Here is a 20067-nt window from a genome sequence, read left to right on the forward strand (position 1 = left end):
GCGCGCGCCCTCGGGGAGGTTCTCCGGGCAGAGGCGGGCGCGCGTGGGCGCCTCGCCGGCCCCCGCGGCGCCGCTGAGGAGGACCAGGGCCAGGAGGAAGAGGGTGGCGCGCGTCATCGCCGGTTCTCCGCGACCTCGGCGGTGGTGACGCGGACTTGCCGGATCCGGCCGTCGCGCTCGACCTTGAGGGTCACGCCGGCGCCGAGGCCGGCCTCCTCGATGGCCGCGGTCAGGTCCGCGAGGCGGTGGACCGGGCGATCGTTGGCCTCGACGATCACGTCGCCGAGGTCGCCGGTCTGCGGGTCGACGCCGCGCAGCCCGGCCTGCGCGGCCGGGGAGCCGGGCAGCACGCGCACGATCACCACGCCGTCGATGCCGAGCCGCGCCGTGGCCGCCTCCTGCGCGGCGATGATGCCGATGCCGGGATTGCGCACCCGGCCGGCCTTGATCAGCTCCGGCACGATCCGGTTCACCACGTCGACGGGGATCGCGAAGCCGATCCCCGCGCTGGCGCCGGAGGGCGACACGATGGCGGTGTTGACGCCGATCAGCCGGCCCGCGGAATCGAGGAGCGGGCCGCCGGAATTGCCGGGGTTGATCGCCGCGTCCGTCTGGATCACGCCGGACAGCTCCCGGCCCTCGCTCGTCGGCATGCGCCGCCGCACGGCGCTGATGACGCCGGTCGTCAGCGTGTGGTCGAGGCCGAACGGGTTGCCGATCGCGAAGGCCGACTGACCGACCTTGAGATCGGCCGAGGTGCCGATCGCCAGCGGCGGCGGCATGTGGCGCACGCGCCCGAGCTGCAGCACCGCGAGGTCGTAGGACGGCGCCATCCCGACGAGGGTCGCGGGCACGACCTCGCCGTCGCTCATCCGGACCGAGACCGAGCCGCCGCTCTGCGCGGCGTTCTGCACGACGTGGGTGTTGGTGACGATGTGGCCGGCCCCGTCCCAGACGAAGCCGGTGCCGGTCTGCGTCCCGCCCTGCTCGCCGCCCTGATCGTCGAGATCGAGCAGGTCGCGGTTCTGCGCGGCGCCCTGCGCGAAAACGTGAACGACGGACGGGCTCGCGCGCTCGAACAGCGCGACCGTCGAGGCCTCGGCCGGTGCCAGATCGCCGCGGGCCGTGATCGCCCGGGGCGTGTCGGCCGCGTAGAGCAGCGGCTGCAGGTAGGGCTGGGCGACGTAGAGCGCCAGCAGGACCAGGACCGCGGCGAGGACGATGCGCACGGTACGATCCGGCACGGGTGGCTCCGACAGTGAAGCGCGCGGGCGGGCCCGCGGCGGGCGGAGCCTTAAGTGCGCGTTCAGGATCGGGGCGTCAACACAGAGGTGCGCCGCCGCCGACGGGCCCACGACGTGTTCTGGCGCACGTCGGCGACCGGCGCAGACTGGCTAACGGAATGGTCATCATTCGGGAGCCACAATTCTCGCAAGTCCAGAGCAGCTCAGTCGCGCTCAATACGGACACGGAACACCGAAACGCGCCCGGACTCGTGCCTCGGCACCGGACGCTGGTTTCGAGAACCGCCCGAATTGATCGCAAAGCTGCCGCAGAGATGCTTGCATTGACGCGCAGACCATCGATCGCCGCAGCCCCTCGGCAGAGCCCGGCGGCGGCGGTCTGAACGGTCCAAAACGGTTCGGAAGGACGAGTACCCATGGAAACCGAAGCTCTGGAACGGCCCGCGGATCTGACGATCTGGCGCACGGCCCCGGCGAGCGCCCCGCTCGCGCAGCCCGAGCGCTACCAGACCCTGCGGGAGGCGATCGCCGCCGCGGCCGGCGCCCTGGCCGACCCGGCCAAGCAGCCCTGGATCATCACCGAAGAGGGCGAGATCCTCTCGCCGAACTGGATCCGCACCTACCTGAACTGACGATCGATCACCCGGAGAACGGGGATACCGGGGACGGCGGCGCGAAGCCCCGCTCCGGTACCCCGCGGGCTCACTCCGCGGCGTCCGACTGGCGGAAGCCCTCGATCCCGACCTGGTCGGGGTTGATCGCGTGCAGCGCCCGCCGGGCCGCCTCGAGGGGGTGCTCGGCCTCGATCCGGACCGAGGTGAGATCCGGGCTCTTGTAGACCGTCACGATCGTGTCCATCACCTCGGTCAGCGTCGTGCGCTTGTCCTCGGGGGCGGCGATCAGGAGCTGCAGCCCCCAGGCGCGGTAGAGGTCGACCAGCGCCTGGCTGTTGCGCACGTCGAGCTTCGAGAACGCCTCGTCGAGCAGGCACAGGCCCAAGCCCGGATTCTCGTCGCCCGGCCGGTCGCCGGGATAGTAGGCGCTGGCGAGCGACGCGGCGATCGCCACGTAGAACGGCGCCTGCGCCTCGCCGCCGGAGCCGCGCAGCGCCCGGGCCGACATCGTCGTGCGGTTGCCCGCCCGGTCGCGCATGCCGATCTCGTAGACGAAGTAGTTGCGGTAATCGGCGAGCCGCGCCGCGTCCTCCGCGCCGGCGATCAGCGCGGTGATCTCCTCGAGCGCGGCGGCCATCGGCCCCTCGGCCTCGCCGGCGAGCAGCGCCTGCGCGGCCTCGGGCGAGCGGGCGGTCTCGGTGGCCAGCGCGTGGACGGCGGCGTAGCGGCGGTCCACCGCCGCCTCGAACGCGTAGGTCTGGCCGGTGAAGCTGCGGGCCGAGAGCCGCTCGTTCAGGGCCGCGAGCCGGGCATGGACCCGCTCGAACCGGTCGGCGAGGCGCGTCAGCAGGTCCTCGGTCATCAGGCGGCGCATCTCGGACTCGGCCCGCTCGGCCTGCGCCCGGTAGCGGCGCAGCTCGTGCCCCTCGACCGCCTCGTATTCCCGCCGCACCCAGGCGAAGCCGTCGATCGCCGGGGCGTCGCCCGAGGCGAGGGGGTTCTCCACCCGCCAGGCGACCGCGCAGACCTCGCGCCAGGGTCTGCGCGCGGTGTCCGACACCGCCAAGGCCATGGACGCGATCCGCGAGCAGGCGGAGGCGGTGGCGGGCAACATCGTCAGCCTGTCGGAGAAGACCCAGACGATCGGCGACATCATCGAGACGGTCAACGACATCTCGGAGCGCACGCACCTGCTGGCGCTGAACGCGGCCATCGAGGCGGCCGCGGCCGGGGCGAGCGGGCGCAGCTTCTCGGTGGTGGCTCCACTTTCTCGAGGCAAGTCCATCTGTCNCTTGAGCGCCGCGTCCTCGGCGGCGCGCTCGAGGGCCTCGTCGAAGTCGGGCAGGCGCGCCAGCCCGTCGGTCAGCTCGGCCAGCGGCCCGTCGGGGCGCAGGATCTCCTCGGGGGAGGATTCCCGGCGCAGGCCCGCCCGGGCGCAGGCCTCGGCGAGGCGGGCCGCCTGCGGGCAGCTCTGGCGCAGGATCGGGGCGACCGGCTGGAGCTTGGCCATCTGCCCGACGAGGGCGACGAGGTCGCCGATCCGGCCGACCAGCTCCTTGCGGTCGCGTTCCAGCATGGACAGGCCGAGCGTCGAGGCCGCGAGGCGCCCCTCGGCGGCACTCGCGGCGGCCAGCGCCTTCTTCTCGGCGATCTCGCCGTCGATCTCGCGGACGTAGCCGCGGCTCGCCGCGACGCGCTCGCGGGCGATGCGCAGGGTGTCGGCGCCCTCCCGGAGGCGGCTCCGGACAGCGATGAGGTCGAGGCTGCGGCGGCGCAGCTCGGCGCTGGCCGCCCGCAGCTCGTGCGTCGCGGCGGCGAGGACCGCCTCGCCCCAGGCCTCGTAGCGATCGCGCAGGCGCCGGAGGCGCGTGAGCCGGGTCTCCAGCTCGGCGATGGTCTCCCGGAGGCGCCGCCAGTTGGCGATGGAGTGGCGCACGCGCTCCACATCGAGGGGCTCCGGCTCGAGCACGAAGGCGCGCACGAAAGCGCTGGTGTCGAAGATCGGCTTGAACGCCACCGCGTTGGCGAAGCTGCGCAGGAAGTGGCGCGGTTCCGGCGCCGGCGCGCCCTCGCGCAGGGTCGCCAGCACGTCGGACGTGAAGCGCTCGCCGGAGGTGCGGTACTCGGTGAAGCTCGCCGCGCGGCCGCGCAGGTCCGCGGCGATCTCGCTCCAGGGCGCCGTGTAGGTGCCGCCGGGGGCGGTGCGCGCGTAGTCGGAGACCTCGAACCGGTGCCCGACCGCGATGAAGCGCGACAGCACGGTCTCCTTCGGCTCGGCGGCCCGGGCCGCCAGGGCGAGGCCGACCGAGACCACGCGGCCGGAATCCGGGTTCTCGAAGACCAGCACCAGCACGGTCTCGCAGGATTCCCGCGTCGGGCGGCCGCCCTCCGCCGGGTCGCTGATCCAGCCCAGGCAGTAGTCCCGCACGGTGCGGGCGCTGCGGCCGGAGGCCGAGGCGTTGAGGGCGAGGCGGCTGGCGTTGTTGCCGGCCAGCACCGTGCCGACCGCGTCGAAGATCGTCGACTTCCCGGCCCCCGTCGGCCCGACCAGCGCCGCGGCGCCGCGCAGGCGGATCTGCTCGCGGCGGATCAGGTACCAGTTCGAGATGGCGATGTCGGTGAGGACGTACACGGTGTCGGTGGGTCGGGTCTGTGGCGAGGGATGTTCGGCCCAGTTGGCCGGACTCGGCCGCGTATGCAAGCCGACACACGCGCAGCCCTGAAGCCCGATTCGACCACAGGTTATGACACTGTTAGCAGAAGATGTTCATGCCGTTCCGGTCTCGTCCGCACGACCGGAAATACCGATGCGCCTCAGTCTCAAAGCGAAACTCAGCGGCCTCTTCGCCCTCCTGCTCCTGGCGGCGATGGTTCAGGGCGGCGTGACCCTCTACAAGATGCAGGCGGTCGACCAGCGGCTCGCGGAGCTGGTCGACAACGCCGTGCCGTCGATCAACGAGGCCCAGGCGGTCAACGCCCTCGTGATGCGCTCGCGACTGTGGCAGTTCCGCTACGTGACGGCGGATACCGACGCCGAGCGCGAGACCAGCCTGAAGAACGCCGACGAGATGATGCGGAACCGCCAGGCGAAGGCCGAGGCCTACCGCGGCCTGGTGGCGTCGAAGGAGGAGCAGGCGATCTACGACGACCTGCTCGCCAAGCTGGCGGTGCAGCAGGCCGACTGGACCCGCCTGCGCGCCTTCCCGACCGACCAGCACGATCAGGCGCTCGCCTACTTCCGCGGGCCGATGAACGCCAACTACCTCGCGGCCTCCAGCGCGACCCGCGCCCTCGCCGACCTGAACATCCGGAACGGCGAGGCGGCCGGCCGCGCGGCCCGCGACAGCCAGGCCGACGCGGTCCGGACCACCGTCGTGAGCCTGCTCGTCAGCCTCGTCATCGCGCTCGGCGCCATGCTGTACGCCTTCACGGGCGTGTCGCGGCCGCTCGCCGGGATGACGCTGTCCATGCGGCGGCTCGCCGACGGCGACACCCAGGCCGAGATCCCCTACGCGGCGCGGCGGGACGAGATCGGCGCCATGTCGGCGACCGTCGCGGTGTTCCGGGAGAACCTGCTGCACGCCCGCGCCCTCGAGGCCGAGACCGCGCAGGCCCGGGCCGGCGCCGAGGCGCAGCGCCGGCAGGCGACGCGCGAGCTCGCCGACCGGTTCGAATCCGCCATCGGCGGCATCGTCGGCTCGGTGACGTCGGCGGCGACGCAGCTCCAGTCCACGGCCCAGAGCCTCACCGCGACGGCGACGCAGACGGCCGGCCAGTCCACCAGCGCGGCGGCGGCCGCCGAGGAGGCCTCCTCCAACGTCACCACGGTCGCGGCGGCGGCCGAGGAACTCGGCTCCTCGGTCAACGAGATCGGCCGCCAGGTCGGTTCCTCGGCGGACCTGGCGCAGGCCGCCGTCCGGGAGGCGGCCGCCACGGCCGACCTCGTCCAGGCCCTGAGCACCGGCGCGCGCCGGGTCGGCGAGGTGGTCGACCTGATCTCGGCGATCGCCAGCCAGACCAACCTGCTGGCTCTCAACGCCACGATCGAGGCGGCCCGGGCCGGCGTCGCCGGCCGCGGCTTCGCGGTCGTCGCCACCGAGGTGAAGGCGCTGGCCGACCAGACCGCCAAGGCCACGGCCGAGATCTCGGCCCAGATCGCCCAGATCCAGGGCTCGACCGGCCAGGCCGTCCAGGCCATCGACGGCATCGCCGGCCGCATCCGCGAGATCAGCGGCATGGCCAACTCCATCGCGGCGGCGGTGGAGGAGCAGGGCGCGGCCACTCAGGAGATCGTCCGCAACGTCGCCGAGGCGGCGACCGGGACCGAGTCGGTGACCGCCAATGTCAGCGGTGTCGCGGGCGCCGCCGAGGAGACCGGCGCGGCCGCCGCGCAGGTCCTGGCCTCGGCCTCCGAGATGGCCCGCCAGGCGGCCCATCTCGGCAGCGAGGTCGAGCACTTCCTGGCGACGGTCCGGGCGGCCTGAGCGCGGTCACGTGCTTCCGGCCGCACGTCGCGGTTGACGTATCTCACCCCGTCATCGCGAGCGCAGCGAAGTGACCCAGGGCAGCGCGACGCCGGCAATCGTGGCGCCTGCTGGATCGCTTCGCTTCGCTCGCAGAGACGGCGCCGGGCTGGTCGACCGGACGACGGCCTCAGGCCTCGCCGGCCTCAGACCACGCGCGCAGGCGCTCCATCCAGGCGTCGGAGGCCAGGACCGTCAGGCCCGGCAGAAGCGACAGCGGCGTGACCCGCTCGACGCGGTCACGCTCGCCGAGGCGCAGGCCGCCGCGCTTGGCGTAGAGGCGGAGGATGTCGGCGAGCCGGCCCTCCTCGGGGGGCTCGTTGCGCGCCACGGCGCGGATCTTCTCGACGATCTCGTCGGTGGTGCAGTCGACGACCCCGTCCGTGCCGGCCCGGTGGTCGCGCAGGCCCTCCTCGTAGAGGAGCCGGAGCGCCAGCAGCACCAGGGTCTCGTCCTTGCGCAGGCGCTCCGAGACGATGTCGTGGCGCGGGGCGTCGGCGGCCGGGCTCAGCGAGACCATCTGGTCGCGGTGCGAGACCGTCAGCGCGTAGCCGAGGCAGGCGAAGTAGTCGGTGAAGAACGGCGCGTAGTGCCGGGCGAGCTCGTAGGAGCGGCCGATGTTCTGGGTCTCGGCGTAGATCACCTGCCCCTTCAGCAGCACCTGGAGGGCGCGGCACAGCTCCTCGGCGTCCGGCGCCCGGGCGCCGGGGGGCGGCGGCTCGTCGCCGTCGATGATCGCGCGGAAGCCCTCAAGCACGGGGACGGCGCTCCAGCAGGAAATCCGGGCAGTCCAGCCAGCCGTTGACCACCCGCTCGGGCAGGCGGGTCAGGGCGTAGCGCGCGCCGAGCTTGGCGTCGAACAGCACGTCGATCTCGCGCAGGCGCTGGAACACGATGAAGTCGTCGACGCCCGCGATCACGATCTGCGACCCGCGCAGCCGCACCGCCTTGCCGAGACGGGCCTCCACGAAGGCGCTCATGCTCTCGGGGGTCACGGTGGTGCGGCGGCGGAACTCCGCCTTGGCGGCCGCGAAGGCGTCGACCACGGGGTCGTCCTCGATGTCGGGCAGGGGCTCCATGTCGATGGCCGACCTGCGGGCGCGCGGCGCCTGGAGATGCGCGTGCCCGATCGGCGGCCGCAGCAGCGAGACGTCGCCCGGCACCTCGGGGGCGATCTCCGCGCCGCCGACGGCGCGCAGCAGCGCGGCGACGCGCTCGACCCCGCTCGGGTCCGGGCGGTCCATCACGTGCAGCGCGGAGGCGATCCGGCGCTCCAGGCGCGCCACCACGGCGTCGACGGCGTCGAGGTGGTTGTCGAGGCCCTCGAACACGGCGAGGATCTGCGCGAGATCCGCCCGGACGGCCTTCTGCGCCGCGTCGAGATCGGCGCCGCGCCCCTCGCGGATCAGGCCCTCGGCCAGCGCCCGGACCGTGAGGGCGTCGCGCAGCGCCCGCCCGGCCTCGCGCACCACGCTGGCGCGGAAGCGGAACGGGTTGAAGCGGGTGTGCAGCGTCCGGTAGTCGCTGATCAGGTGGCGCTCGACGAAATCCTCGAAGAACAGCCGGAAGGTCTTGGCGCGGTCGGGCTCGCGCAGGATGCGCTCCTCGACCTTGCGCATGCCGGCCGCGAGGCCGCGCACGTGCGACAGGAAGGCGGCGGCGGCCCGCGCGGCGTTGGACAGCGCCTCGGAGCGGTTCGCCGGGTCCGACAGGGCGCTCTCGAGCCCGCCCAGCACCTCCAGGACGGCGCCGCCGTAGGAGCGGGTCTCGCCCCGTTCCAGCCGCGACAGCTCCTCCAGCAGGAGGCGGGCCTCGGGGTCGAACTCGGCGACCGGGACGTAGCGCTCGCGGCGCTCGATCAGCCAGCCGGTGTCGAGGAGGCGCCGGTAGAGCGCCGTGCGGCGCTCGGTCGGGTCGGCCGAGATCGGCTCGTCGCCGCTGACCTCGGGGTCGCTCCAGCCGGCGGCGAAGTCGCCGATCTCGGCCAGGAGCTCGGCCTTGCGCACCGGCTCGGCCCCGAGGACGCGCCGGTGCAGGTGCAGGAGCAGGGCGGCGTTGAAGCCGCGGCTCGGCGAGGCCAGCGGCTTGAACAGCTCGTCGGACAGCTGCGCGAACAGCATCGTCTCGAAACTCTCGCCGTCGCGCAGCCGTGCCGCTTACTTCGCGCCGAGGAGCTCGACGTCGAAGATCAGCGTGGCGTTCGGCGGGATCACGCCGCCGGCGCCGCGGGCGCCGTAGCCGAGCTGCGGCGGGATGATCAGGGTGCGCTTGCCGCCGGTCTTCATGGTGGCGACGCCCTCGTCCCAGCCCTTGATCACCTGGCCGGCGCCGAGGGGGAAGCTGAAGGGCTGGTTGCGGTCGCGGGACGAGTCGAACTTCTTGCCCTTCTTGCCGCCCTCGTCGAGCCAGCCGGTGTACTGGACGGTGACCGTCTGGCCGGCCTTCGGCTCGGGCCCGGTGCCGACGACCTCGTCCTGGTACTTGAGGCCCGACGGGGTGGTCACGGTCTCGGCATTGGCGGCTGTGGTCATGGCGATCAACGCGGCTCCGAAGATGGGGGACAGGCGAGGCATGGTTTCTCCCTGGAGCCGGCGCCGTGCGCGCCGGCCGTCGGGAGGCCTTCTATCGCCTCGGACCCGTCCAGGCCAGGGAGACGGATGGCGCCCCCCGGGTCGCGCTCAGGCGGCGCGGAGGCCGTCGCGGAAGCGGCCGACCTCGGCGCTCAGGTGCGCGGCCTGGGCCGACGGGGCGGCGGCCGGGCCGTCGCGAGCCCCGCCATCGCCCGCTCCCGGTCGGCAGAGACGACGTCTGACTTCCCTGTGCGCGCCGACGTCCGCGCTCGGAACGCCTCGGGCCGCCCGTGAACATCCGCGCGGAACCGGGTGCGGGGCCGCGTCAGCCGGCCAGGAGCCCCGCGAGATGGGCCACGAGCCGCCGGGCGACCTCGTCCTTGCCGAGGCGCGGCCAGGTCTCGACCGCGCCGTCCCGACCGATCAGGTGCACCGTGTTGTCGACGCCGCCCATGACGCCGCCCTCGGCCGACACGTCGTTGGCCACGATCAGGTCGCAGCCCTTCCGGGCGATCTTCGCCCGGGCGTGCTCGACGATCGTGTCGGTCTCGGCGGCGAACCCGACCACCAGGGGCGGGCGCCCCGCCGGGAGGCGCGCCACCGTGGCGAGGATGTCGGGATTCTCGACCAGCGGCATCGGCGCCGGCCCGGTGCCGTCCTTCTTGATCTTCTTGCTGCCGGCCTCCTGCTCCGGGCGCCAGTCGGCGACCGCGGCGGCGAAGACCGCGATGTCGGCCGGCAGCGCCGCCTCGACGGCGGCCAGCATCTGCCGGGCTGTCTCGACCCGCACGACGGCGACGCCCGGCGGGTCGGGGAGCGCCACCGGCCCGGAGACCAGGGTCACGGCGGCGCCGGCCGCGGCGGCCGCGGCCGCGATGGCGTGGCCCTGGCGGCCCGAGGAGCGGTTGGCGATGTAGCGGACCGGGTCGATCGGCTCGTGGGTCGGTCCCGAGGTCACGAGCACCCGCCGGCCGGCCAGGGGCCCGTCCCCGGCGGGGGCGCCCAGCATCCGCTCCAGCGCGTCGGCGATCTCGTTGGGCTCGGCCATGCGCCCGGGCCCGGATTCCGGCTCGGCCATCCGGCCCGCGTTCGGGCCGACGATCCGGACGCCGTCGCCCTCCAGGATCGCGCGGTTCCGGCGGGTGGCGGGGTGCGCCCACATCTGGACGTTCATGGCCGGCGCGATCAGGATCGGCAGGGTCGTGGCCAGCAGGACCGTGGTCGCGAGGTCGGTCGCGTGGCCGCCGGCCATGCGGGCCATCAGGTTGGCGGTGGCGGGCGCCACCACCACGGCGTCCGCCTGACGGGCGAGCTTGATGTGGCCGATCTCGGCCTCGGAGGCGCGGTCGAACAGGTCGGTGTGCGCCCGCTCACCCGCGAGCGCGGCCGCCGCCAGCGGCGTCACGAATTCCTGCGCCCCCGCGGTCAGCACCGGGCAGACGCTGGCGCCCCGCTCGCGCAGCCGCCGGATCAGGTCGAGGGCCTTGTAGGCCGCGATGCCGCCGCCGATGACGAGGAGGACGCGGCGATGGGCGAGGGTCTCGGTCATGCCGCCGACCCTCTGCGCGCCGGCGCGCGCGCGTCAAGCGGCGTCAGGCCGCCGCCGGGACCGCCGGCGCCTTCAGGCCGCCGAACCGGCGCTCGCGGCGGCCGAACTCGGCCACGGCCTCGGCGAGGTCGTCGGGCCCGAAATCGGGCCACATCCGCTCGGTGAAGAGCAGCTCGGCGTAGGCCGCCTCCCACAGCATGAAGTCGGAGAGACGCCGCTCGCCGCCGGTGCGGATCAGCAGGTCGACGTCGACCGGGGAGCCGTGCATCGGGCCGGCGACCAGATTGCCGAAGCTCTCGCGCGTCGGCTCCTCGCCGGCGAGGCGCTGCGCCGCCGCGATGATCGCGTCGCGGGCCGAGTAGTCGACGCAGATCCGCAGGTGCAGCCGGGTTCCCGCCGCCGTGGCGGCCTCCGCGGCCGCGATCGCCTGGGGGATGCCGTCTGGCAGACGGTCGCGCCGGCCGACGACGCTGAGGCGGGTGCCGGTGCGGGCGAGGCGCTGGGTCTCGTTGCGCAGGTACGAGCGCAGCAGCCGCATGAGGCCGCCGACCTCCTCGGCCGGCCGCTGCCAGTTGTCCGCCGAGAAGGCGTAGAGCGTGAGCGTGCCGATGCCGTGATCCGGGCAGGCCTCGGCGGTGCGGCGGATCGCCTCGACGCCCCGGTGGTGGCCGGCCAGCCGCGGCAGGCCGCGCTGCGTCGCCCAGCGCCCGTTGCCGTCCATGATGATCGCGGCGTGCAGGGCTCCCGGCACCGCTTCGCTTTGCATCGTAAAGTCTCCCGGCATGGGCGTGGCGCAGAGGTCTATCGAAACGGGGTTAACATTCCCGGCGGGACGGGCGGTCTCACGCCGTTTTCGTGGCCGGATCGAGGCCGCGGACACCGGATTCGGGGCCGCGCTCGGCCGCATCCGCGGCGTCGCGCACCACCTGCTCCAGCACGCCGAGATAGCCGATGAAGCGCCTGCGCCCGACCGGGGTAAGGCGACAGATCGTCTGCGACCGGCTCTGCGCGAAGCGCTTCTCGAGGCTCACGAGGTCCGCCTCGCTCAGCACGGCGAGGTGGCGGCTCAGGTTACCGTCGGTGAGCCCGCACAGACGCTTGAGATCCGGGAAGGGGAGCCCCTTCGGGTGCGCCACCAGGGACGTCAGCACGCTCAGGCGGGCCCGCTCATGGATGATCCTGTCGAGCCCCTCGTAGGAGAAGCGCCCCTCGGAACGGTCAGCGGTCGTCATCGAAGGCCCGGGCCCCGTGATGGATGATCGCGGCCAGCCACGCTTGGCCGATCAAGAAGGGCAGGCCCATCGTCCAGGGCGACAGGGCCCGCGTCTCGGCCGAGACCGCCAGCACGGCGAGTCCGGCGAGCAGGTACCAGGCCCCGACGCCCTGGACCGCCCGGGGCAGGATCCGCGCCGAGGCGAACAGGCCGAGGCCGACCAGCACCTGCCAGAGGCCCGGCAGCATCCAGACCTCGCCGGGGGCGAAGCGGGCGATGACCAGGGCGAGGCAGGCCCCGGCGCCCGCGGCCGGCAGGAACACCTCGATGGCGTTCCACACCATCGCGTCCGCGAGGCCGGAATGAAGGCGCCGGCTCCGCCGGACCGCCTCGACCCCGATCATCGCGAAGGCCGCCAGGGCCGCCGCGATCCAGAGGCCGAAGAACAGGGCCGGCCGCGCCGCGGGATCGCCGAGCCACAGGGCCTGCCCAGCCGCGCAGGCGAGCGCGAGGCCGCCGGTGCCGGCGACCGTCGCGGCGCCCAAGCCGCGGAACGCCGTATCGCGGGCGATCTGCGAGCGGATGGCCACGATGTCGGCCAGCGCCTTGTCCAGGTCCTGCATGTGCCTCAAGCCCCCGGCCGCAGCATGCCGTGCACCCCACTTTGCACCGCAAAGTATCGACGGGGTCGGCCCACCGCAAGCCGATTTCCGCGTGCGCATGCCGATCTTCTCAGCATCCGGGACCGCGGTCGAGTTCGCTCCCGGGTGAATTCTACCGATCGGTTGTATTCGCCACACCGCCTTTAGTGGAATGGCGCGGCGCTCCGCCGCCGGTCCTCAGCCGGTCCGCCGCGCGGCCGGCAGCGGACGAAAGCCGTCAAACCGCACCCGCGCAGGGTTCCTCAGCGCCCGGTCCGGGCCCATATTGTTCCCATGCCCGCACCGAAGAAACCGCGCGCCGCCTCCGTCGCGGCCACGTCCGCCAAGGCGTCGAAGCCCGAGCTGAAGCCGCTGGACACCTATCTGGCGGAGCTCCTGAACCCGGCGCTCAACCGGAATCGCCCGGCCGCCGTCGAGCCGCCCCCCGAGGCGCCCGCGCGGCCCGGCCGCAAGGCGGGCGGCAAAGCGGGCGGCAAGACGGGCGGCCCGGATTTCTGCGGCCGCTCCGGGCGGCCTCGCGCTCGCCGAGCGGCTGGCGGGCCGCGGCCTCAAGGTCTTCCTCGACCTGAAGCTCCACGACATCGGCAACACCGTCGAGGAGGGCGTGCGCTCGGCCTCGGGCTCCGGCGCCACCTTCCTCACCGTCCACGCCTACCCGCAGACCATGCGGGCGGCGGTCCGCGGCCGGGGCGCGGGGCTCAAGATCCTCGCCGTGACGGTGCTGACCTCCTACGACGATGCCGACGCCGCGGAGGCCGGCTACGCGCTCGGCGACGCGGCCGATGTCGACCCGCGCCTCGCGCAGGCGCTCGGCCTGACGCCGCCCGAGGACGGACCGGTACCGGAGGGCGCCGACCTGCCCGATCCCGGCGGCGACGGCGGCGCCTCGGCGACGGTCTCGGCGCTGGAGCGGCTGCTCACCGAGGGCAACCCGCTGTTCAAGGACGGCAAGACCTGGACGCCCCACCGCCCGGAGCGGCCGCAGAAATCCGAGGGCGGCGTCCGGTTCACGCTCAAATCCGACTTCACGCCGGCCGGCGACCAGCCCCGGGCCATCGCCGAGCTCGTCGGCGGCGTGCAGGCGCTGGAGCGCGATCAGGTGCTGCTCGGCGTCACCGGGTCGGGCAAGACCTTCACGATGGCCAAGATCATCGAGGAGACGCAGCGTCCGGCGCTGATCCTCGCGCCGAACAAGACGCTGGCCGCGCAGCTCTACGGGGAGTTCAAGGCCTTCTTCCCCGACAACGCGGTCGAGTACTTCGTCTCCTACTACGACTACTACCAGCCCGAGGCCTACGTCCCGCGCTCCGACACGTTCATCGAGAAGGAATCGTCGATCAACGAGCAGATCGACCGGATGCGCCACGCGGCGACCCGCGCCCTGCTGGAGCGGGACGACGTCATCATCGTCGCCTCGGTCTCGTGCATCTACGGCATCGGCTCGGTCGAGACCTACACGGCGATGTCGTTCACGGTCTCGCTCGGGGAGCGGATCGAGCAGCGCCAGCTCATCGCCGACCTCGTGGCCCTGCAGTACAAGCGGATCCAGTCCGACTTCGCCCGCGGCACCTTCCGGGTGCGGGGCGATTCGATCGAGCTGTGGCCGGCCCACCTGGAGGATCGCGGCTGGCGGATCGGCCTGTTCGGCGACGAGGTCGAGAGCATCGTCGAGTTCGACCCGCTCACCGGCAAGACCATCTCCGAACTGAAGTTCGTGAAGGTCTACGCCAACTCGCACTACGTCACGCCGCGCCCGACGCTGCAGCAGGCGATCAAGGGCATCAAGCACGAGCTGAAGGGCCGGATCGAGGAGCTCACCAAGATGGGCCGCCTGATCGAGGCGCAGCGCATCGACCAGCGCTGCACCTTCGACATCGAGATGATCGAGGCCACCGGCGCCTGCAACGGCATCGAGAACTATTCCCGCTACCTGACCGGCCGGAAGCCGGGCGAGCCGCCGCCAACCCTGTTCGAGTACCTGCCCGACAACGCCCTCGTGTTCACCGACGAGAGCCACGTCACCGTGCCGCAGATCGGCGGCATGTACCGGGGCGACTTCCGCCGCAAGGCGACGCTCGCCGAGTACGGATTCCGGCTGCCCTCCTGCCTCGACAACCGCCCGCTGCGCTTCGAGGAGTGGGACGCCATGCGGCCGATGACGGTCCACGTCTCGGCGACGCCCGGCAAGTGGGAGATGGAGCAGACCGGCGGCGTCTTCGCCGAGCAGGTCATCCGCCCGACCGGCCTCGTCGACCCGGTAATCGAGGTGCGCCCGGCCCGCAGCCAGGTCGACGATCTGCTGGGCGAGGTCCGGGAAGTCGCGCAGGCCGGCTACCGGACGCTCGTGACCACGCTGACCAAGCGCATGGCCGAGGATCTCACCGAGTACCTGCACGAGAACAGCGTGCGGGTGCGCTACATGCACTCCGACATCGACACGCTGGAGCGGATCGAGATCATCCGCGACCTGCGGCTCGGCGCCTTCGACGTGCTGATCGGCATCAACCTGCTGCGCGAGGGCCTCGACATCCCGGAATGCGCCCTGGTGGCGATCCTCGACGCCGACAAGGAGGGCTTCCTCCGCTCGGAGACCTCGCTGATCCAGACGATCGGCCGCGCCGCCCGCAACGCCGACGCGCGCTGCATCCTGTACGCCGACAGCATCACCGGCTCGATGGAGCGGGCGATGGCCGAGACCGAGCGCCGCCGCGCCAAGCAGCTCGCCTACAACGCGGAGCACGGGATCACGCCGCAGAGCGTGAAGCGCGGCATCGCCGACATCCTGAGCAGCGTGTTCGAGCGCGACCACGTCCAGGTCGATACCGGGCTGGCGAAGGACGCCATCACGGTCGGCCATAACCTCAAGGCCGTTATGGCGGACCTCGAGAAGCGCATGCGGTCGGCCGCCGCCGACCTCGACTTCGAGGAGGCGGCGCGGCTGCGCGACGAGCTGAAGCGGCTCCAGGCGACCGAGCTGCTGGTCTCGGACGACCCGATGGCCCGGCAGGGCGACGTGGAGCGCGAGGCCGGCAAGTTCGGCCGGAAGCCGCCGCGCCGTGCGGGGAGCAGCCGCATCGTCGAGCCCGACCTCGACCATATGGGCCCGGGGACGGACCGGGAGCTGCCGGTGGGCGGCGCGGCGCCGGTCTGGCAGGAGCGGCCGAAGCCGCGCTCGACGCAGGGGCTCGGCGGCCAGAAGCCGAAGTACAAGGGCGGCGGTGGCCGGCGGCGGGGCTGACCCGGCCGCCGGGACCTCAGGCGGCCTCGCTGCCCCGGCCGAGGCCGTGCCCCCGCCCGGCCTCGCCGGCCTCGACGATCGCCTCCGCGATGCGGACCACGAGGACGTTGCAGGCCTCGTCGAAGGCCTGGGAATCGGCGCGGACCGCCGCCTCGACGACGGCCCCCGCCCGCTCGCGCACGATCTCGCGGGCGGTGCGCAGCGCGTCGGCGTAGGGCTCAAACGGTCGGGGCATCGTCGCGCTCCGGAGACGCCGGGCCGCGCCCGGATAGGCGGCTGGAACGAGCCGCGCGCCGAAACTGTTCCGGCCGCCGCTGGACGGCGATGCCGCAGCGGCCCAGATCAGCCGCGATGAGAGACGAGCACGCGATGGCCTCAGAGACGAACACGCCCCCGATCCTCGACGACGCGACGCTGGCCTTCGCGGCCCGGGTCTTCCAGTACGCGCGGATGGGCCACGCCGAGGAGCTTGCCGACCTGTTCGGACAGGGGCTGCCGGCGAACCTGCGCAACGACAAGGGCGACAGCCTGCTGATGCTCGCCGCCTATAACGGTCAGGCGGAGGCCGCCCGGGTGATCCTGGAGGCCGGCGGCGACCCGGAGCTCGCCAACGACCGCGGCCAGACGCCGCTCGCCGGCGCGGCCTTCCAGAACGACCTCGCCGTCGCGCAGCTCCTGCTCCGGCACGGGGCCGCGGTGGACGGAACCGGCGACGGCACCCGGACGGCCCTGATGACCGCGGCCATGTTCGACCGCACCGAGATGGTCGACCTGCTCCTCCAGCACGGCGCCGACCCGGATCGCCGCGACGCCTCCGGCCAGAGCGCCGCCGACATGGCCCGGGCGATGGGCGCCCAGGCCACGCCGGCGCAGCTCGACGGGGCGCCCCGGCGGCAGGCGTGAGGCCGCGTCGCGAGAACACCTGTTCGGGCGCGACAGTCGCCGCACACGGGAGCACAACCTTGTCGCGATGGATCGGGGCCGCCCTGCTGGCCTGCCTTGCCGGAACCGCCACCCTCGGGACGGCCTCCGCCGCCGAGACGCCCTGGCCGGCCTTCGGGCACGACCCGAGCAACCGCAACTTCTCCGAGCTGACTCAGGTCAACCGCGACACGGTCGGCCGGCTGCGTCCCGCCTGGATCTTCCAGACCGGGGTCACCGGCTACTTCCAGGCCCAGCCGGTGATGGTGGACGGCACCCTCTACGTCTCCACGACGCAGAACAACGTCGCGGCCCTCGACGCCCGGACCGGCAAGCCTCTCTGGACCTACACCCACAGGCCGCGCACCGAGAAGATCTTCGGGCCGCCCTCCAACCGCGGGGTCGCGGTGTCGGGGGGGCTCGTCTACGAGGCGACCATGGACGGGCAGCTGATCGCCCTGGACGCCAGGACCGGCAAGATCGTCTGGGAGAAGGAGGCGGTGCGCCCGGAGGAGGGCGAGACGGAGACCGCATCGGGCCTCGCCGCGACCCTCGGCGGCAAGTCCGTCCAGGGCTCGAGCCGCCTCGGCTTCAAGATGCCGCCGCTCGTCGCCGACGGGCTCGTCATCGTCGGCGTCACCGGTGCGGGCTACGGGCTCCACATCGCGGACGAGGCGGGCGGCCTCGACGGCGGCGCGGTGGTCGGCATCGAGGGCGGATACGGGCGGCGCGGGTGGCTCGCGGCCTACGACGCGAGGACCGGGGACGAGCGCTGGCGCTGGTACGTCACACCCTCGGAGGGCTGGGAGGGCGCCTTCGTGGAGAAGACCGCCGACGGCACGCCGCTCCACCGCGACATCGCCGCCGAGAAGGCGGCGGCCCCGGCCAACCGCGACGCCTGGCGGGTGGGCGGCGGCTCCCTCTGGATGACGCCCGCCTACGATCCCGATCTCGGCCTGATCTTCCTCGGCACCGGCAACCCGGCCCCGCAGAATTTCGGCCTGTCGCGCCCGGGCGACAATCTCTACACGATGTGCCTCGTCGCCCTCGACGTGAAGACCGGCACGCTGCGCTGGTACTACCAGCAGGTGCCGCACGACGAGTGGGGCTACGACGTCGCCGCGCCGCCCTTCCTGCTGGACATGCCGGGCGGCGTCAGGGCGGTGGCCTCGGCGAGCAAGACCGGCTGGATCTACGTCCACGACCGCGCCACGGGAAAGCTGCTCGCGCGCTCGGCCCCGCTCCTCGAGCAGAAGAACCTGTTCGCGCCGCCGACCCCGCAGGGCACGGTGGTGGCGCCCGGCCCCCTCGGCGCGGTCTCGTGGCCGCCCACCGCCTATGACGGGACCCGCGCCTACGTGCAGGTCCGCCACGGCGCCACGACCTACACGGTGAAGACCGTGCCGGCCGCCGCCGGGCGTCCGGAAATCCGCTACACGGAGACCGGGGAGGCCAGGGGCGAGCCGTCCTTCAGCACGCTCACCGCCGTCGACCTCGCGGAGGGCGGACGGATCGCGTGGTCGGTGCGCGGCGCGAGCCGCCTGTCCGGGGGCACGCTGGCGACCGCCGGCGGCCTCGTCTTCTCGGGCGAGGAGGACGGTCATCTCGACGCCCACGACGCGCGGGACGGCCGGATGCTGTGGCGCTTCCAGTGCGGGGCCGGCATCAGCGGGCCGGCGATGACCTACGCGCTGGACGGCAAGCAGTACGTCGCCGTGGCGGCAGGCGGCGCCTCCTTCACCAAGGCGTCGGGCTTCGGCACCGGCGATGCATTGCTGGTCTTCGCGCTGCCCGACTGACCGCGGCCGGCACACGGCGCGGATGGACGCCGCGGCGCGCCGGCCTCTCGACGCTGCGGCGCGACGGAACGCCCCGGCGCGACCCCTCGGCTAGTGGGCCACGAAGAGGGACAGCGCGCACAGGGCGCTCACGCCCAGCGCGAACGTCACGTCGGTCCAAGCGTAACGAACCCTGCCCGGCATGCAGAATCTCCGCGCGAATGCCGACCAACAGTTTCGCGGACAAGTTGTTGCCGTCCGCTATCGGACAGAAGCCGCGCGGACGGGAGAAGCGGTTTTCGCCGAGGCACATCGGGACGCGCGCACGCACGTCGTGCGGCCTTCCGCGGCCGGCGCGTGATGTCCGGGCGCCCGGGCCGCTTCAGCCCGCCGCGACGGCGTAGCGGGTGCGCAGGCGCAGGCCGAACACCGCCATCATGAACATGCAGCAGGTGGCGTTGTTGCCGTTGTAGAGCACCGTCTCGAAGGAGGCCGAGACCAGCCCGAGGAACCACAGCCTCAGGAACAGCAGGGTCTCCGCGTCGAGGCGCGTGCCGCCGGCCACGCGCTGCAGGTCGCGCACCGGGGCGAGCACGAAGGCCACCACGGTCAGGGCGAGGAACGGCAGGCCGCCGATCAGCGCGGTGTCGAGATAGGCGTTGTGGGCGTGGTCGACGGTGTTGACCCAGGTCAGCTCCTCGGAGCCGGCATACATGGTCCGCTCGGTCATCCAGAAGGCGCCGATCCCCCAGCCGCGCCAGGGCCGGATCATGATGTTGTCGATGGCGAACTGCCAGATCTCGCTGCGACCCGTGAAGGTCGCGTCGGTGAGCAGCGAGCCCACCGCCTCCTGGATCGGCGGCGCGAGCACCGAGCCGATGGAGATCAGCGAGAACCCGATCACCGGACCGAGGAGCAGCAGGCGGCGCAGGACCCCGCCGGTCAGGACCTGGCACAGGCCGGTCACGGCGAGGATTACCGGCAGGAGCAGGATCGCGGTCTTGGAGCCGCTCGCCACCAGGAACCCGGCCGCCAGGAGCACGATCGCCCAGCCGAGGACGCGGCTCGCCACGGTGGCGACGTAGAGGCCCACGATGACCAGGATCACCATGGCGGCGCCGGCCTCGTTCTTCTGCGGGAAGATCCCGCGCCAGAGGCCCGGGTGGCTCGGATCGGAATTGACGTCGAAGGCCGAGTGGATCGCGAGGTTCGGCACGAAGGCGACCGCGAGGTAGGAGGCGAGCACGATGACCAGGGCGGACCCGGCCATGGTCAGGGCCAGTTGCCGGGGCGAGCGGGCCACGATCAACACGCCCGCCGAGAGCATCGCGGCGATGGCGAAGAGCGCGAGCCGGCGCAGCGACAGGCTCGGTTCGATGGAGAGCAGCGCCGTCGCCCCGAGCCAGACCGCGCACAGCACGAGCGGCCGCGTCACCAGGGGACGGAGATGGCGGACGCCGATCCGGTGGATCGCCGCCGCCATGGCGGCGCCGGCGCTCAGGAACAGGATCTGCGTCAGCAGGCTGCCGTCCTCGGAGGCCGCGAGCATCGACCGGTCGGACAGGTCCTTCAGCCAGACGTGGTTCCAGAGCAGGACGAAGACGGCCCCGTTCAGGAGCACGCGCAGCACGTCCGGCACGTCGCGGCCCGCGACGCCGCGCTGCCGCCCGTCGGCCGGGATCCCGATCGCCGCGTCCGCAGAAGCCATGCCGTCCCACCGCGAGGCCGCGCCGCGCGGCCAGGACCATTCTAGCG

The 20067-nt window shown here is 73.0% G+C and carries 17 protein-coding genes and 1 pseudogene; 6 read left to right on the top strand and 12 right to left on the bottom strand.

Annotated elements, in window-relative coordinates; translation table 11 throughout:
- Positions 1-113: 113 nt before the first annotated feature.
- Positions 114-1244, bottom strand: coding sequence for a S1C family serine protease (locus MMR14E_RS01410; protein WP_331312496.1), 1131 nt, complete (start codon positions 1242-1244; stop codon positions 114-116).
- 416 nt (positions 1245-1660) lie between these two features.
- Here MMR14E_RS01410 and MMR14E_RS01415 point away from each other — a divergent pair, with 416 nt between their 5' ends.
- A complete protein-coding gene (locus MMR14E_RS01415) occupies positions 1661-1876 on the top strand; it encodes a hypothetical protein (protein ID WP_012317798.1) in 216 nt (71 codons plus the stop codon).
- A gap of 70 nt (positions 1877-1946) precedes the next feature.
- Here the strand turns inward: MMR14E_RS01415 and MMR14E_RS01420 are convergent, their stop codons facing one another.
- On the bottom strand, positions 1947-3032 hold the full coding sequence (locus MMR14E_RS01420) for an SbcC/MukB-like Walker B domain-containing protein (protein WP_331312567.1): 1086 nt from the start codon (positions 3030-3032) through the stop codon (positions 1947-1949).
- Between MMR14E_RS01420 and MMR14E_RS01425 the strand changes: the two genes are divergently transcribed.
- Positions 2929-3534, top strand: coding sequence for a methyl-accepting chemotaxis protein (locus MMR14E_RS01425; protein ID WP_331312568.1), 606 nt, complete (start codon positions 2929-2931; stop codon positions 3532-3534). The genes MMR14E_RS01420 and MMR14E_RS01425 overlap by 104 nt on opposite strands.
- Positions 3535-4316: 782 nt before the next feature.
- Here the strand turns inward: MMR14E_RS01425 and MMR14E_RS01430 are convergent.
- Positions 4317-4490 (bottom strand): annotated as a pseudogene (locus tag MMR14E_RS01430) (ATP-binding protein); the annotation flags it as partial.
- A 175-nt stretch (positions 4491-4665) separates the two neighbouring features.
- Here MMR14E_RS01430 and MMR14E_RS01435 point away from each other — a divergent pair.
- Entirely contained in the window at positions 4666-6342 is a 1677-nt protein-coding gene (locus MMR14E_RS01435) for a methyl-accepting chemotaxis protein (RefSeq protein WP_331312497.1), read from the top strand.
- A gap of 169 nt (positions 6343-6511) precedes the next feature.
- Here MMR14E_RS01435 and MMR14E_RS01440 read toward each other — a convergent pair whose 3' ends face one another.
- The 7 genes from MMR14E_RS01440 to MMR14E_RS01470 all read right to left on the bottom strand — a co-directional run bounded on the left by MMR14E_RS01440 (position 6512) and on the right by MMR14E_RS01470 (position 12336).
- Positions 6512-7138: a DUF4194 domain-containing protein gene (locus tag MMR14E_RS01440; protein ID WP_331312498.1), complete on the bottom strand. Its 627-nt coding sequence runs from the start codon at positions 7136-7138 to the stop codon at positions 6512-6514.
- Positions 7131-8501 (bottom strand): Wadjet anti-phage system protein JetA family protein, encoded by a 1371-nt coding sequence (locus MMR14E_RS01445; protein WP_331312499.1) that lies wholly within the window; start codon positions 8499-8501, stop codon positions 7131-7133. Before MMR14E_RS01445 ends, MMR14E_RS01440 begins: the two co-directional genes overlap by 8 nt.
- 36 nt (positions 8502-8537) lie before the next feature.
- On the bottom strand, positions 8538-8954 hold the full coding sequence (locus MMR14E_RS01450; RefSeq protein ID WP_331312500.1) for an FKBP-type peptidyl-prolyl cis-trans isomerase: 417 nt from the start codon (positions 8952-8954) through the stop codon (positions 8538-8540).
- Between the two features lie 322 nt (positions 8955-9276).
- Complete coding sequence (gene coaBC / locus MMR14E_RS01455; RefSeq protein ID WP_331312501.1) at positions 9277-10500, bottom strand: bifunctional phosphopantothenoylcysteine decarboxylase/phosphopantothenate--cysteine ligase CoaBC; 1224 nt, start codon at positions 10498-10500, stop codon at positions 9277-9279.
- Positions 10501-10543: 43 nt separating this feature from the next.
- Positions 10544-11266 carry a di-trans,poly-cis-decaprenylcistransferase gene (locus MMR14E_RS01460; protein ID WP_331312503.1) on the bottom strand — a complete coding sequence of 241 codons (723 nt, stop codon included), beginning with the start codon at positions 11264-11266 and terminating at the stop codon, positions 10544-10546.
- Between the two features lie 76 nt (positions 11267-11342).
- Positions 11343-11732 carry a transcriptional regulator gene (locus tag MMR14E_RS01465; RefSeq protein WP_331312504.1) on the bottom strand — a complete coding sequence of 130 codons (390 nt, stop codon included), beginning with the start codon at positions 11730-11732 and terminating at the stop codon, positions 11343-11345.
- On the bottom strand, positions 11719-12336 hold the full coding sequence (locus MMR14E_RS01470) for a hypothetical protein (protein WP_331312506.1): 618 nt from the start codon (positions 12334-12336) through the stop codon (positions 11719-11721). Before MMR14E_RS01470 ends, MMR14E_RS01465 begins: the two co-directional genes overlap by 14 nt.
- 604 nt (positions 12337-12940) lie before the next feature.
- Between MMR14E_RS01470 and uvrB the strand changes: the two genes are divergently transcribed.
- Positions 12941-15613, top strand: coding sequence for an excinuclease ABC subunit UvrB (gene uvrB, locus MMR14E_RS01475; protein ID WP_331312569.1), 2673 nt, complete (start codon positions 12941-12943; stop codon positions 15611-15613).
- Positions 15614-15629: 16 nt separating this feature from the next.
- Here the strand turns inward: uvrB and MMR14E_RS01480 are convergent, their stop codons facing one another.
- Positions 15630-15848, bottom strand: coding sequence for a hypothetical protein (locus tag MMR14E_RS01480; protein WP_331312507.1), 219 nt, complete (start codon positions 15846-15848; stop codon positions 15630-15632).
- A 134-nt stretch (positions 15849-15982) separates the two neighbouring features.
- Between MMR14E_RS01480 and MMR14E_RS01485 the strand changes: the two genes are divergently transcribed.
- Positions 15983-16516, top strand: coding sequence for an ankyrin repeat domain-containing protein (locus MMR14E_RS01485; RefSeq protein ID WP_331312508.1), 534 nt, complete (start codon positions 15983-15985; stop codon positions 16514-16516).
- A gap of 59 nt (positions 16517-16575) precedes the next feature.
- Complete coding sequence (locus MMR14E_RS01490) at positions 16576-18333, top strand: pyrroloquinoline quinone-dependent dehydrogenase (protein WP_419539279.1); 1758 nt, start codon at positions 16576-16578, stop codon at positions 18331-18333.
- Between the two features lie 361 nt (positions 18334-18694).
- On the opposite strand, the gene MMR14E_RS01495 is transcribed toward MMR14E_RS01490, so the two are convergent.
- A complete protein-coding gene (locus MMR14E_RS01495) occupies positions 18695-20020 on the bottom strand; it encodes an O-antigen ligase (RefSeq protein WP_331312509.1) in 1326 nt (441 codons plus the stop codon).
- Between the last annotated feature and the right edge of the window lie 47 nt (positions 20021-20067).

This window comes from Methylobacterium mesophilicum, assembly GCF_036441335.1.
Classification (GTDB): domain Bacteria; phylum Pseudomonadota; class Alphaproteobacteria; order Rhizobiales; family Beijerinckiaceae; genus Methylobacterium; species Methylobacterium mesophilicum_B.